Source organism: Enterococcus sp. 9D6_DIV0238 (assembly GCF_002174455.2).
GTDB lineage: Bacteria > Bacillota > Bacilli > Lactobacillales > Enterococcaceae > Enterococcus_L > Enterococcus_L dunnyi.
Map to the genome: position 1 here is coordinate 571,281 of NZ_CP147246.1, position 14,810 is coordinate 586,090.

A 14,810-nucleotide genomic window follows, 5' to 3' on the forward strand; every position below is an offset into this window, starting at 1 on the left:
TGACTGAATTCTATCTACATCTATCATTCAATCTTTTTTTATTAACTATGCATTAATACCAGTCAGTGTTCCATAAATCAAGAATAGGTTCAAGGCGGTCAATACAATCGCAATGATCCACGCAAGTACTTTGACCCACATCGGGTTAGCAAATTTTCCCATGATTTTTTTATCACTCGTGTACAATGTCAATGGAATGATCGATACTGGTAAGGCGATACTTAAAAAGACTTGTGTATATAATAGTAAGTCTTCAACCGCTGACTCTCTCCCTCCATAAAGAATCACACAAATGATCACAGGAACGATCGCAAGCAATCGTGTCACGACTCGACGCATCCATAAAGGCATCTTCAAATGAATAAATCCTTCCATCACGATTTGACCGGAAAGTGTACCTGTGATAGTCGAATTTTGCCCAGAAGCAAGTAAGGCGATCGCAAATAAAATACTCAATACCGGGCTGGCAATATTCCCTACGATATCAGGATTTTTTAATGCATCAAATAGATCAACGAATTTCCCTAAATCACTATTTGTTCCATAAAATAATGCTCCACCTAAAATCAACAATAAACAATTTACGATGAAAGCGACCGTTAGTTGGATATTCGAATCCCAAATAGTGAAACGAATGGCTTTAGCTTTTTCCGCATCATCATTACGATCGAATTTTCTCGCTTGAGCGATCGAGGAGTGCAAATACAGATTATGCGGCATCACCGTTGCACCAACGATTCCCAGTGCTAGAAAAAGCATCGATTTATCACTTGCGATTTTAGGATCTGGGATAAATCCACGTAAAACCTCACCAATCATTGGATCAGCTAACGCTACTTCATACGCAAAAACAAAGAAAATGACCGCTATCAAACAGGCTACGATCGCTTCGATTTTTCTAAAACCTAATTTCGTCAATAATAGTAATAATAATACATCAAACGTTGTGATCAAAACACCGATCAGCAGTGGAAATCCAAATAATAATTGCAATGCTACAGCTCCACCAATGACCTCAGCAATATCTGTCGCCATGATCGCAAGCTCTGTAATGATCCATAGAATAAAACCTGTCTTTTTACTTGTGTGTTCTCGTGTTGCTTGCGCTAAGTCACGGCCTGTTACGATTCCTAATTTTGCCGCCATACTTTGAAGAAGCATAGCAATCAAACTAGATAACAAAATGACACTTAGCAATGCATATTTATATTCAGCACCACCTGCGATCGATGTGATCCAATTCCCTGGGTCCATATATCCGACTGCAACGAGAGCACCAGGTCCGCTATATGCTAAAAGAGTTCGCCAAAAGCTCGCATCTTTTGGGACTTCCACTGTATTATTGATTTCTTCTAGACTGGGACCATTGGCATAATTCAATATTTTTTCTGCTTCTGTGTGCTCTTTTTTCATACTTATATCCTTCTTCCATTTATCTATCCTAAGGTTCCTTTTATTATATTTTTAGGTACACCATAATTCTTAAGTTTATTATAATCCTCTCATGCATAGATGTAAACAGAATCATTCATTTTTTTAATTAAGACTTAAGTAGGATGTCTTTTTTAACCTTTTATTTGTATAATATGTTTAGTAAGTTGGTTCTTACAACTTTGTTCGTAAAAATTTGGAATTAACAATGGTAAATTACTAATAAGAATTTTATACTATAGATAGTTACTTTTAAGGAGATGATAGAATTGAGCATCGCACTTTCACGGAAAATTATAAATTGCATTTCGATCGTTGGAATTATCGCGACAATTGCTGTAACGATTTATTTCATGCGGCTAGGTGTTTTTAAAGATGTTGACGCATTGAGAGGTTTAGTCGGTGACTCAGTCATCTTGGGACCGATCGTTTTCATGTTGATCCAAATCATCCAAGTGGTGATCCCGATCATTCCAGGTGGTATCAGTTGTGCCGCTGGCGTTTTGATCTTCGGCCCATTTGCAGGCTTTATATATAACTATGTGGGGATCGCGATTGGATCTGTCATCATTTTTCTTCTTGGTAGACAATATGGCAAGCCATTTATTTTAAGTCTAGTTAGTGATAAAACATATAACAAGTATATCGGCTGGTTGGATAATGAAAAACGTTTTGAGCGGCTATTCGCCTTAGCGATCTTCTTACCGATCGCTCCCGATGATGCTTTGTGTTTAATGGCTGGTTTGACAAAAATGTCTTTAAGAAAATTTACTTTGATCATTATTTTAGCTAAACCAGTTTCTATCTTCTTATATAGCTTAGCATTGATTTACGGCGGTACTTTTTTGAACGGTTTGTTGGGCTTTTAAGCTCTAAAAATGTATAATAGAAACGATCAAGATAGAATGCAGCTTGTGTTCTATCTTCTTTTATTTTAGTGTTGTAAGGATGGATGGAATGTGACATATTTAAAAAACAGTTTCAAAAATATGATTGATTTTTTTTCGGGAACATCAGCTTATTTCCGCGATGTTCTATTGATGCATGGGTTCATGTTGTTTATCTTACTGCCCTTTCTGGCAAGCTCTACGCGATTTATTTTAAGGCAAGGTCAAATCAATTATTTGTCTTATGATACGATTCCGATCATTTTTGAAAAACACCCTGGTGTGTTGATCGCTTTATTGTTGATCTTAGTTTTGATTGTGATCGCAGTTTTTTTTGAATTTACATTTTTACTTTTAAGTATCTTTTTTATTAAGAAAAAGCAACCGATTTCTCTCTCAAATTTATTAAAAGGTACTTTTCTTCAATTAAAAAAAATTCGTTTCAGTACGATCTTATTCTTTTTGTTTTATTTTTTCTTGGTTTTACCCCTTAGCGGTTTAGGATTCAATTCAGATTTATTGGCAAAAATCAAAATACCCGCGTTTATCATGGATTTCATTTTTGCGAATCGTGTAACGATCATCGCGCTCGTTCTTTTGGGTTACTTACTCTTTTTTTATCTTTCGATCCGTTTGATCTTCGCACTTCCTGAAATGATTTTAAGAGACGTACCGTTTCGTCAGGCAGTCAAAGAAAGTTGGCATTCGACCAAAAATCATTTCTTCCGGATACTTGGTCAATTTATTGTCATCGGCGGTAGTATTTTAGTCTTTTTTGTTTTAAGTTATACGGTGATCCTCAGCGCTCAAGCAATCATTGAAGCAGCATTTCCTGAATATGCTTTAGTCAGTGCTGTCGTTGCCATGACCTTATTGCAGTTTGTGTTACTGCTGAATATTATTTTTTCTACCGTCGGGGTCTTTTATATCACGATCGATTATATGGATGACGAAGGATTCTTACCTGAGATCCCTCAATGGTTCTTTACCCAGAAAAAACCTTCTCATAGAGAATGGACAGCTCTAAAAATCGGCTCATTCGTATTTATTGCTACAATCTTCGGTATTGGTGTCGGCACGTATAATACTAATTATTTAAGTAATCCTTCTATAAAAGAACCGTTGACCCTTTCTCATAGAGGGGTAGATGATGGAAACGGTGTTCAAAATTCATTGACAGCTCTTGAGAAGACTAGCTTAGAAAAGCCAAGTTATGTAGAAATGGACGTTCAAGAAACAAAAGACAAACAGTTTGTCGTTTTTCATGATTTCAATTTAAAAAATTTGACCGGTGTCAATAAACGCCCAAATGAACTGACTTTGGCAGAATTAGAAAAACTAACAGTTACAGAAAATGGGATGCAGGCACCTGTTTGTTCCTTCGATGATTATTTAGCTAAAGCAAAACAGTTAAATCAAAAACTTCTTATAGAAATCAAAACAACCAAACAAGATAGTCCAGATTTAGTCGATCGCTTTATTGAAAAATATCGAAATATCATCTTAAAAGAAGAACACATTATTCAAACATTGACCTTCAATACAGCAACAGAGCTCAAAGAAAAAGAGCCTAACTTTTATGTCGGTTATATCTTACCATTCAATGTCGTTGGTCCACCAGTAGCTAATGTTGATTTCTTCACTATGGAATATACCACGTTGAACAGAAATTTTGTCAATGCTGCACACAACGATGGGAAAAAGGTCTATGCCTGGACAGCAAATGATGAAGACACGATGACTCGCATGATGTTTTATGGGGTCGACGGTATCATTACTGATAAACTTAAATTGCTGAATGAAACGATTCGAACAGATGTCGATGAATTGACTTATTCAGACAAATTACTTCATTTCGTTATAGGTATTGGATAACTATCAGAAAGATCATTTTTGTGAATCACAAAGCAATTCCGCTTGGTTCCTACGATTTATTCAAAATAAAAATGCGATGCAAAAGTAAAATTTACTTTCGCATCGCATTTTTTACTATTTCTTGCCCATTCGGCTTTTACCATCTTGACACAGATATAAAAGCGGGCAAACTTCACATTTAGGGCTACGTGCCAAGCAATGATAGCGTCCGAAAAAAATCATCGTATGATGTGTCTTCACCCATAGCTCTTTAGGGATCTTACGCATCAACGTGTCTTCTACTTCTCGTACACTGGCATCTAATTTACAAATTCGTAAGCGTTTCGACACTCTTTCAACATGGGTGTCCACAGCGATAGCTGGCTCACCAAAAGCATCTCCCATAACAACGTTTGCCGTTTTTCGACCGACACCAGGCAATGTGATCAATTCTTCTCGGGTCTCTGGTACTTTCCCGTCAAACTGTTCCAATAATTGTGCCGCACAAGCTTTGATATTTTTCGCTTTGTTGCGATACAAACCAATCGTTTTGATTTTTTCAATGATTCCTTCGATCGGCGCATTAGCTAATGCTTCTGGTGTTGGATAAGCAGCAAACAATGCGGGTGTTGCTTTATTTACGGAAACATCTGTTGCTTGAGCACTCAAAATGACCGCAATCAACAATTGAAATGGATTTTGATGTGTAAGCTCGCATTCCGCTTCTGGAAACATGTCATACATAATTTCGATAGCTTCCATTGTCTTCTCTTTGGAAAGCATGTATCTACCTCCTACTCGTTATCTTCCGGATTGAGCCAATTATGAAGGGTAACTTTAGGTATAGGCTCATTTGCAGCACCTTGCTGCTCGATTTCTTTTTGGATCAATGCTTGTTTTCGTCGTTTTTGATCTTCAGCCACTTGCTCTTTTGTCGTAATATTTTTACGTTCCCAAGCCAGCAAGATACGATCGATATATTTTAAACTATACGCCTGATTCAAGACTGCTTCTCTTAAAGCTAGCCTGATCAATTCAGGTTGATAATGGTCAGTTTCCAACCACTGTCCGATCATCTCTAGTTCGATCGGAGACAGCTGTCTACCAAATTCTTTCTCGAATCCTTGATACAATTGCTTGATCGATTCTTCAGATGAATGCTCCTGCTCTTGTTCTATCTGTTTTTCCTGTAACAAAGAAATTTTCTCAAAAATTGGCAGTAGATCATACGTATCTATCATTTGTCCCTGCTCATTTTGCTTTGTCTGGATCGTTAGAAATCCTCTTGAAACGAGCTGATTCAATAACTTATAGATGACTTCCATGGGCTTATTCATGATCTGACTGATTTCAGCTAAATCTGGAAAAAGATCTCCTTTAGCTTGTGAACGGAATAATTGCAGCCAAAAAAGGAATTCTTCATCTGTTAAGCCGATTTTCTGATAATTTTCTATTACTAGATTGGAGACAGTCGTTTCACCGGCTTGCAGATATTGATTGATTGATAACATAACTGCTCCCTACTTTCTTTTCTTAATTAGTTACTCATTGATTTTGTAAACATCATAATAAACAGATTTCATGTAATCGATCAGATATTGCGGATTCAATTCTTCTCCCGTTGCATCTTTGATCAACCGATTCGGCTTTCTTGAAGCCCCATATTGATGAATATGTTCAGTCAACCAGTTTTTGATCGGTGAGTAGTCATCACTTGCTAGAACTTCATTGATCTCAACATCGTTCTCCATTGCATGACGCAATTGCGCTGCATACATATAGCCAAGTGCATAAGATGGGAAATAGCCAAAACTACCACCAGACCAATGCACATCCTGAACGATTCCTTCAAGATCATTTTCCGGACGAATCCCTAAATATTCTTCATATTTGTCATTCCAGATTTTTGGTAATTCATCTACTGAGATATCCTCATTAAAAATCAATTTTTCGATTTCATAACGAATGATGATATGAAGCGGATAAGTCAGACTATCTGCTTCGATTCGAATCAAGCTGGCTTTGGTCTCTTTCAAAGAATCATAGAAATCAGCGAATGTAATATCATCAAATGTTCCTTCTGTACATTCTTTGAAGAACGGAAATTGCTTTTCCCAAAACTGCTTATTACTGCCAATGATGATTTCATTAAACAATGACTGCGATTCATGGATCCCCATTGACGCACCGGTAGAAAGCGGTGTGTAATCATATTTTGGATCGATACTTTGTTCATAAATACCATGTCCTGCTTCATGGATAACTCCAAAAGTCGCCATTGAAAAGTTTGTTTCATCCCAGCGCGTAGTGATTCTTGCATCATTTCGATTCAAATCCAGCATAAAAGGATGAACCGTATCATCTAAACGACCACGAGAAAAATCATAGCCTAACTGTTCTGCTACTCCTATGACAAATTTTCGCTGCTGCTCTTTTGTCACCTTTCTTGATAAAAAGTCTGTTCTAGGTGCTGTTCCTTTTTCAGCGATCACCGCTCTGATCTCCATGATCCCAGTTTTGACTTGAGCAAAGATTTGATCTAACTTTGCCACTGTCAGTTCAGGTTCATATTGGTTCAATAGAACATCGTAATTTGTTGCCTCCTCTTTTTTCCAATAAGGGATAAACTCTTTTAGAAAATCAATGATTGTTTGGATTTCAGCTTTCATCTGACCAAAATCTTTCATTTTTCTAGCTTTGAGCCATGCTGCATGCGCATTAGTCAATGCTGTATTATACGCCTGCATACGTTCAGGAGGAATGCTGTGATTTAATTCATAATCCTCTTTGACTTGTTTATAAACTGCCAGCCCGACTTCTGATAATTCATCTGGATGCTCGTCAAAATAGCTTAGCGCTTCTTGGATTTTCGGTCCTACACTACGCTCAAATGACATACCGGATAAGTAGCCTACTGTTTCACCGCGAAATCCACTGCCTGCTTCCGGCATCCCTGTTTGACTGTCCCATTCTAATAAACCTAATGCAGAATTCAATAACTCGATTTCTTTTACTTCTTGTAGAAATTCTTGTTCCTTCATTTTTTCATCCACCTACTCTTCTCTTGGTTTTCTTGGCGGTCTTTCTCCCCAATACTGGAATAAATCTGTACGCAATGCGCCATTGTATAATTTACGTTTTTTTGTTGCTTTAGCACCATAATACTGTTCAAAAGCTAGATCACTAGTCAGAATATACTTGCTCCAAGTTTTCAACGGACGAAAGACTTCGCCCATTTCTTTATACAATTTACGAACAGATTCTTCTTCTCCTAAACGTTCTCCATATGGAGGATTGGCAACGATAACACCGTATTCTTTGTCAGTCGAGAAATCCTTTAAAGCAACCTGTTTAAACGTGATAGAATCACCCAAACCGATTTCCTCAGCATTTGCTCTAGCAATATCGATCATTTTCCCATTGATATCTGAACCTGTGATATCCAATTCGATATCATAATCTGCTTTTTCATCAGCTTCTGTGCGAACCTTTTCGAATACAGCTGGATCAAACCAATTCCAGGTTTCGCAAACAAATTCGCGATTAAATCCTGGTGCAATATTATGACCGATCAATGCTGCCTCGATACAGATCGTACCAGATCCGCAAACGGGATCATAAAAAGGACGGTCTTTGCGCCAATTCGTTAAAGTGACTAATGCTGCCGCCATATTTTCTTTTAAAGGTGCTCCGCCTTTTTCAAGTCGATATCCTCGTTTAAATAAACTTGGTCCCGTTGTATCAAGTGTTAGTGTTACATGATCCTTTAATAGTGCTACTTCCAGCTGGAAAAAGGCTCCAGACTCAGCTAAAGGCACTGACGCTGGACGATGATAAACTTCTCTTAAACGATTAACGATCGCTTTTTTAGTGATCGCTTGGCAGTCTGGTGTACTGTACAATTTAGACTTGATCGATTTTCCAGCAACAGGAAATTCTGCATCCATCGGCAAATAATCTTCCCAAGGCAAGGCTTTGACTTTTTCAAACAATTCATCAAAGGTCAATGCATCAAATTCGCCAACGATGATTTTTATACGATCAGCGGTACGCAGCCATAGATTGGCTGTCGCGATCGTTTCCATCGTTCCTTCAAATAATGCTTTTCCATTTTCAACTTGACAGGGAATCCCCAAATCACGTAATTCTTTTCCTACTAGTGCTTCTAAACCACTTGCAGCTGTGGCTACAAGCTTGAATGTTCTTTCTTTTGTCATGATATCTCCTCTTGAAGTTGAAACAAAAAGTCAACATATCCTACGTTTTGTTCCCCTCATTTGTCAGATTTTCTACTATTTTTACTTCCATCTTTAAAAAAAGCCTTCACAACAAAGTTGGAAGGTCATCCTGATTACATGTAATTTTCTGTAAGCCATGTTCTGTATCGACTGTTTCTCAGGGAAAAACAATCGATGGTCATCATCTATCTGCAGAAATCATTCTGCCTCTTCTACTCGTTCATTTCCTTTAGAAGAGCGCCCCTACCATTGTTTGGGTTGCTCGCTCGAGGGGTTTACCGCGTTCCACCAATTCCGTTTCCAAAATTGCTTCGTCACTGTGGCACTTTCAAGGGTACTCTGACATAGCCGAAACCTTAGTCATTTTTCCTGCCGTTACTCTAATACATAAAATCCGCCTAAGCAACTTTGATGTATCCAAGTACCTTAGCTTATGTTTTCGCTAAGCACGAACACTACAGACATCTCAGTCTGTGCGAGCATGGACTTTCCTCAGCCTGATAAATCAAACCGCGATCACCCGAAAATCACACATGTATAAATAAGGTCAATTAAAATTGACGTGTTTCTGAATGATCGACATCACGTTCATAAGAATTATGGAAATTACTTTCATATGAAGGAGTTTGTCCCATACCAGAAATTGGATTTGAAGCTGGTGTATCATCTAATTTTTTTCCAAAAACTTCACGTTCTAAGTTAGATAGACGTTTTAAAATATCAAAGTTTGTAACAGCAGCACTCTTAGGCATTTCTGGTGTACTACGTGAAGGCATTGCTTGTTGGACTTTAGATGCTTGATCTAATTTAGCTAATAAGCGATTATTCTCTTCTTGTAAAGTTAAGATTTCCTTATTATAAGCTTCATAGTCTTTGATTACGTTATCTAAAAATTCATCAACTTCAACCGGATCATACCCGCGCATCTTGGTTTTAAATTCTTTTTGTAAAATATCTTTTGGACTGTATACTAAATTTGCCATACTTACACCTCATTATTTTCTTTGATTAGGATAAAAGTTCATAGTTCAACAGCATTATTGTATCGGAAAATCGTCAGAAAATCAAACAGATTCTCACCAATCCATCGAGTTTTGTAAATCATCCATCGTTATCAGACGTATTTCATAAGGATATTGCTCAGAAAAAAGAGTCGCATCTTTTAAGAAATACTCTGTTTTTCCTGGGTATTCCTGGTCGTAGATCAATAAACTGGCTCCTGTATGCTCTAATAAAAATCGAGTGTGCATTTTTAACTGCGCTGGTGATTGATAAGGTTGGTGACTGACCGAATCAACAAAATCTGCAAGACGTTCGATTTTTTCCAAATTTGTTTGATTTTTTTCATTCCAGTTACTGCCAAATTCTTTAAAAGGATAAATGACCCCAAGCTTCAATTCTGGGTAATCATTTTTCAATTCAGCCACAACTTCTGCTGCCCAAATTTCTGTCCCAAGGTTGCCTGAAACTAAAACCCACTCTAAACCAGCATCCAAAAACCCCATAATTTCTCTTTTTAAGACATTTTTAATAACTATAATTTTTGGGTCATTGTCTTGAAAAACCCCGATTTCAAAGCTTTTATATCCAGTCACATAAAGTGTTTTTACGTTTTCCATAGACATTCCTTTTCTTTCATAAAGATTTTTTGTTATAATATTTGCTAGGAGTGTGATAGAAATGGCTTTTCATTATCCTAATGGTACTCCCTATAACAATCATGAAGCACCGAAATCAAAAAAACAAGTAAAAAAACAAAAATCGATTCAGTTTGGCAAACGCGGTATGGACTTTGAAGAAGAAATCAATAAAAGTAATGCATACTACCTTGCTCGCACTATTGCAGTCATTCATAAAAAACCGACACCCGTCCAAATCGTCAAAGTGGACTATCCTAGTCGAAGCGCTGCAGTCATCAAAGAAGCTTACTTTAGACAGGCCTCCACGACGGACTATAATGGTGTATATAATGGATACTATCTGGATTTCGAAGCGAAGGAAACGAAAAATAAGACCTCTTTTCCTTTTAAAAACTTTCACCAACACCAGATCGACCATATTAGGCAATGTTTGGGTCAAAAAGGAATTTGCTTTGTTCTCTTGTGGTTTTCATCTTTGAATAGATGTTTCTTTTTTAGTGGTGAGGCGCTAGTGAGTTATTGGTCGGAACAAGAAATCACTGGAAAAAAGTCTCTACCTCTAGCAATGATCGAAAAAGAGGGAATTGAAATCCAAATTGGAATTGCGCCAAGAGTTCCTTATTTGGACGCAGTAGAACAATACATACAATCGAATAAAGGAGTTGCAATGAATGACAACTGATGAAATAGGATCACGCGCTGCAAGACATAGGCATTCACCTGCCCCTGCCCCGAACAGTGCGGGAAGCATTCCGCCTTCTGCTGGCGGAAAAAAGCCTAAGAAAAAAAGAATTCTGCTAAAAATTTTCTTAGGACTAGTCATACTAGGGATTCTCGGCTTACTTGCCGGTCTTGGCCTGTTTTGGTCTTACGCAAAAGATGCCCCTAAATTAGATGACGAAAAATTAAGTGCCACTGTCTCTTCAAAACTTTACGATATCAATAATGAAGTGTTTGAAGAACTGGGTGCGGAAAAACGGGAAATGATCAAGCCGACAGATGTACCCCAATTGCTTAAGGACGCTGTGGTATCGGTTGAGGATAAACGCTTCTATAAACATAGTGGTGTAGATCCCATTCGGATCTTAGGCTCAGCTTTCTCAAACTTTAAAACAGGTGGTCTTCAAGGTGGTAGTACGTTGACACAACAGTTGATCAAGTTATCTTACTTTTCAACCTCTGAAAAAGATCAAAACTTAAAGAGAAAAGCTCAGGAAGCTTGGCTGGCGATCCAGTTGGAAAAAGAAAAATCAAAAGAGGAAATTTTGACGTATTATATCAATAAGGTCTATATGGCTAATGGTCTATACGGTATGGAGACTGCAGCACAAACTTACTATGGCAAAACTTTATCTGAGCTGTCGCTTCCTCAAACAGCTTTATTAGCAGGAATGCCGCAAGCACCAAACGACTATGATCCTTATGTAAAACCTGATATTGCGAAAGAACGTCGTGATGTTGTTTTGTATACGATGAAAGAAAATGAAAAAATTACACAAAAGGAATACGATGAAGCCAAAGCCACACCGATCGATGACGGATTGCAACCACTGAAACAGTCAAACGATAATCGTAAGATCGTAGACAACTATATTAAAGAAGTGATCGATGAAGTAGAAGCGATGGGCAAAAATATTTATACGGACGGGTTAGATATTTATACAAACCTTGACATGAATGCACAAAAGCATCTCTACGATATCATCAATACAGATCAGTATGTTGACTATCCAGATGCAGATTTCCAAGTAACTTCAACTGTTATTGATGTAAAAACAGGACAAGTCAAAGCGCAGATCGGCGGACGTAATATCCCCGATGATGTTCAATTAGGAACTAACTTTGCTAATGAAACCGATCGTGATGTAGGATCAACGATGAAACCAATTGCTGATTACGGTCCTGCAATTGAAAATCTAAATTACTCTACGGGTCGAATCATGATGGATAAACCCACAACTTATGAAGGAACTAATATTCCAGTTACAAATGCAGACATGCAATATTACGGTGCATTGACGATGCGTAAAGCGATCATGTACTCCCGTAATACTACCGCCATCCAAACCTTTGATGCAGTTGGTAGCGATAAGTCTGCTGAATTTCTGAAAAGTTTAGGCATTGAGTTTAAAGATATCGTTGCTGCAAACGCGATTTCCAGTAACACAAGTGAACTCGGTGGAAATAAATACGGAGTCTCTTCTTTAAAATTAGCTGCAGCATATGCTGCATTTGGAAACATGGGCGTCTACAATAAGCCTTACTATGTAAATAAAATCGTTTATCAAGATGGCTCTGAAGAGGTCACTCAAACGGAAAGTCATCGTGCAATGAAAGACTCTACCGCCTATATGATGACCGATATGTTAAAAGACGTTATAAACGGCGGAACGGCCTTCAATGCAGCTGTTCCCGGACTTGTCCAAGCGGGTAAAACAGGAACGGCCAACTACACGGATGAGGATCTTGTTAAAATGGGCGCTTCAGAATCTTCCAGCATTGCACCTGACAGCACGTTCGTAGGTTATACACCTCATTATGCGGTGTCTGTGTGGACAGGATACAGGAACCGTTTGACCCCTATTCCTTTCGAATACTGGGGTACTGCTTCTTCTGTCTATCGTGAAATGATGACTTATCTTTCTGAAGGAACAGCAACGGATGATTGGACAATGCCTGATAGCGTGATCCGCTCTGGTAGTGAACTCTATGTTAAAGGTGCTTATGAAGAACAATTGTTGCCTTCTAACACAGGCTATACTTCTTCAACCTCTTGGGAAGCACCTGTAAGCTCTGAGCCAACCTCAAGCAGTTCAACAGTACCATCATCAGAAACACCCGTTTCACAATCAAGTGACGCGCCTGTTTCATCTACACAAGCACCTGAACCGCCTACACCATCGTCGACGGAAGAACCACCGATCACTTCGACTGAAGTGCCGCCGGAGCAATCATCAGCACCACCTGAACAAAATAATGCTTCTCGATCTGGCCGTTCTTCATCAGGTTGATTGAATAAAAAATGTCTGGGACGACTTATCAAGTCGTCCCAGACATTTTTTTATTGATTATTCAACGCTGCTTCAACAAATCCCTTAATCAAATGCTGCGGTCTATTTGGTCTAGAGATCAATTCTGGATGGAACTGACAGCCGACAAAGAATTTTTTGTCCGACAATTCAACGATTTCTACCAAACGGTTATCTGGGGAAACACCAGAAAAGACTAAGCCGTTTTCTTCAAATAGCTGACGGTATTTGTTGTTGAACTCATAACGGTGACGATGACGTTCTTGAACAACTTCTTGCTCTTCATAGGCTTTAGCCGTTACAGTTCCTTTTTTGACTTTACATGGATATAAGCCAAGACGTAGCGTTCCGCCAAGATTTTCAACATTTTCCTGATCTGCCATCAAGTCTATGATATTGTTTGTGATTTCAGGATTATTTTCTGCCGATCCTGCATCTTCTAAGTGTACAACATTACGAGCAAATTCTACACAAAGCATTTGCATGCCCAAACAGATGCCTAAAAACGGAACATCATTTTCACGAGCATAACGAATAGCTTCTATTTTACCTTCGACCCCGCGATCACCAAATCCGCCAGGAACTAGAATTCCATCTGCATCTTTCAAGATTTCCTCGACATTTTCTGCTGTTACTTCTTGTGAATCGATCCAATCGATCGCAATGTCTGAATCAAAAGCAAAACCAGCATGTTTCAATGCTTCAACGACAGATAAGTACGCATCCGGAAGTTCAACATATTTCCCAACTAATGCAATTCTCGTTGTTTTCTTAAGTCCAAGCACTTTTTCTTCCAAAGCACGCCATTCAGTCATGTCTGCTTCCGGTACATCTAATTTCAAGTGATCACAAACGATCTGATCCATATTTTGTGCTTGAAGAGCCAACGGGATCGAGTACAGTGTTTCCACATCTCGCGATTCAATTACTGCTTCTGGCGCAACATCACAAAACTGTGCCAGTTTATTTTTTGTTCCTTGGGAAACCGGTAGTTCTGTACGAACAACTAAAATATTTGGCTGAATCCCTAAACTACGCAATTCTTTCACACTATGCTGTGTTGGTTTTGTCTTCATTTCACCTGCAGCCTTTAAATAAGGAATCAATGTCGTATGAATGTACATGACATTATCGCTGCCCACTTCTGCTTTCATTTGACGTAAAGCTTCTAAAAATGGCAGTGATTCAATATCTCCAACGGTTCCGCCAACCTCAGTGATAATGATATCTGCATCTGTCAACGTTGCTGCACGCATGATCTTATCTTTGATCTCATTCGTGATATGCGGGATCACCTGAACAGTTGCGCCTAAATATTCACCTTTACGCTCTTTTCTTAACACTTCTGAATAAATTTTCCCCGTTGTCACATTTGAATATTTATTGAGATTGATATCAATAAAACGTTCATAGTGACCTAGATCCAAGTCTGTTTCGGCACCATCATCTGTGACAAAAACTTCTCCGTGTTGGTAAGGACTCATTGTTCCTGGATCCACATTGATGTATGGATCAAATTTTTGAATCGTTACTTTTAAGCCACGATTTTTTAGTAAACGTCCTAACGATGCTGCGACAATTCCCTTACCGATCGAAGAAACTACGCCGCCTGTAACAAAGATGTATTTCGTCATAATATAAAAAAACCCTTTCTCTAAATAGATTTGTAGAGAGAAGCGAACGTTTCCTATTTGACTTTCCTGACACAAAAAGCAAAAACTCCCTATCCAA

Annotated in this window: 12 protein-coding genes and 1 other RNA gene; 4 read left to right on the forward strand and 9 right to left on the reverse strand. The window is 38.4% G+C overall.

Annotated elements, in window-relative coordinates:
• Positions 1–45: 45 nt before the first annotated feature.
• On the reverse strand, positions 46–1,413 hold the full coding sequence (locus A5889_RS02670; protein ID WP_087640319.1) for an Nramp family divalent metal transporter: 1,368 nt from the start codon (positions 1,411–1,413) through the stop codon (positions 46–48).
• A gap of 287 nt (positions 1,414–1,700) precedes the next feature.
• On the opposite strand from A5889_RS02670, the gene A5889_RS02675 reads away from it, so the two are divergent.
• On the forward strand, positions 1,701–2,300 hold the full coding sequence (locus A5889_RS02675; RefSeq protein ID WP_162288323.1) for a TVP38/TMEM64 family protein: 600 nt from the start codon (positions 1,701–1,703) through the stop codon (positions 2,298–2,300).
• Positions 2,301–2,390: 90 nt separating this feature from the next.
• Complete coding sequence (locus A5889_RS02680) at positions 2,391–4,193, forward strand: glycerophosphoryl diester phosphodiesterase membrane domain-containing protein (protein WP_087640321.1); 1,803 nt, start codon at positions 2,391–2,393, stop codon at positions 4,191–4,193.
• A gap of 114 nt (positions 4,194–4,307) precedes the next feature.
• On the opposite strand, the gene nth is transcribed toward A5889_RS02680, so the two are convergent.
• From nth to A5889_RS02715, 7 genes are all read right to left on the reverse strand, one after another.
• Positions 4,308–4,955: an endonuclease III gene (gene nth, locus A5889_RS02685; RefSeq protein ID WP_087640322.1), complete on the reverse strand. Its 648-nt coding sequence runs from the start codon at positions 4,953–4,955 to the stop codon at positions 4,308–4,310.
• A gap of 11 nt (positions 4,956–4,966) precedes the next feature.
• Positions 4,967–5,683: a DnaD domain protein gene (locus A5889_RS02690; RefSeq protein WP_087640323.1), complete on the reverse strand. Its 717-nt coding sequence runs from the start codon at positions 5,681–5,683 to the stop codon at positions 4,967–4,969.
• A gap of 30 nt (positions 5,684–5,713) precedes the next feature.
• Positions 5,714–7,213, reverse strand: coding sequence for a carboxypeptidase M32 (locus A5889_RS02695; RefSeq protein ID WP_087640444.1), 1,500 nt, complete (start codon positions 7,211–7,213; stop codon positions 5,714–5,716).
• A gap of 12 nt (positions 7,214–7,225) precedes the next feature.
• Positions 7,226–8,389, reverse strand: a complete 1,164-nt coding sequence (locus A5889_RS02700; protein ID WP_087640324.1) for a THUMP domain-containing class I SAM-dependent RNA methyltransferase — start codon at positions 8,387–8,389, stop codon at positions 7,226–7,228.
• 146 nt (positions 8,390–8,535) lie between these two features.
• Positions 8,536–8,938, reverse strand: an RNA gene (gene rnpB / locus A5889_RS02705) — RNase P RNA component class B.
• Between the two features lie 23 nt (positions 8,939–8,961).
• Complete coding sequence (gpsB, locus tag A5889_RS02710) at positions 8,962–9,393, reverse strand: cell division regulator GpsB (RefSeq protein ID WP_087640325.1); 432 nt, start codon at positions 9,391–9,393, stop codon at positions 8,962–8,964.
• A 93-nt stretch (positions 9,394–9,486) separates the two neighbouring features.
• Positions 9,487–10,029, reverse strand: coding sequence for a DUF1273 domain-containing protein (locus A5889_RS02715; RefSeq protein ID WP_087640326.1), 543 nt, complete (start codon positions 10,027–10,029; stop codon positions 9,487–9,489).
• Between the two features lie 61 nt (positions 10,030–10,090).
• Between A5889_RS02715 and recU the strand changes: the two genes are divergently transcribed.
• Both recU and A5889_RS02725 read left to right on the forward strand, forming a co-directional pair.
• Positions 10,091–10,732 carry a Holliday junction resolvase RecU gene (gene recU / locus A5889_RS02720; RefSeq protein ID WP_087640327.1) on the forward strand — a complete coding sequence of 214 codons (642 nt, stop codon included), beginning with the start codon at positions 10,091–10,093 and terminating at the stop codon, positions 10,730–10,732.
• Entirely contained in the window at positions 10,722–13,061 is a 2,340-nt protein-coding gene (locus tag A5889_RS02725; RefSeq protein ID WP_087640328.1) for a PBP1A family penicillin-binding protein, read from the forward strand. Before recU ends, A5889_RS02725 begins: the two co-directional genes overlap by 11 nt.
• 50 nt (positions 13,062–13,111) lie before the next feature.
• Here A5889_RS02725 and A5889_RS02730 read toward each other — a convergent pair whose 3' ends face one another.
• The gene (locus A5889_RS02730; RefSeq protein ID WP_087640445.1) at positions 13,112–14,713 is read right to left on the reverse strand and encodes a CTP synthase; all 1,602 of its coding nucleotides are present in this window, start codon (positions 14,711–14,713) and stop codon (positions 13,112–13,114) included.
• Positions 14,714–14,810 lie beyond the last annotated feature (97 nt).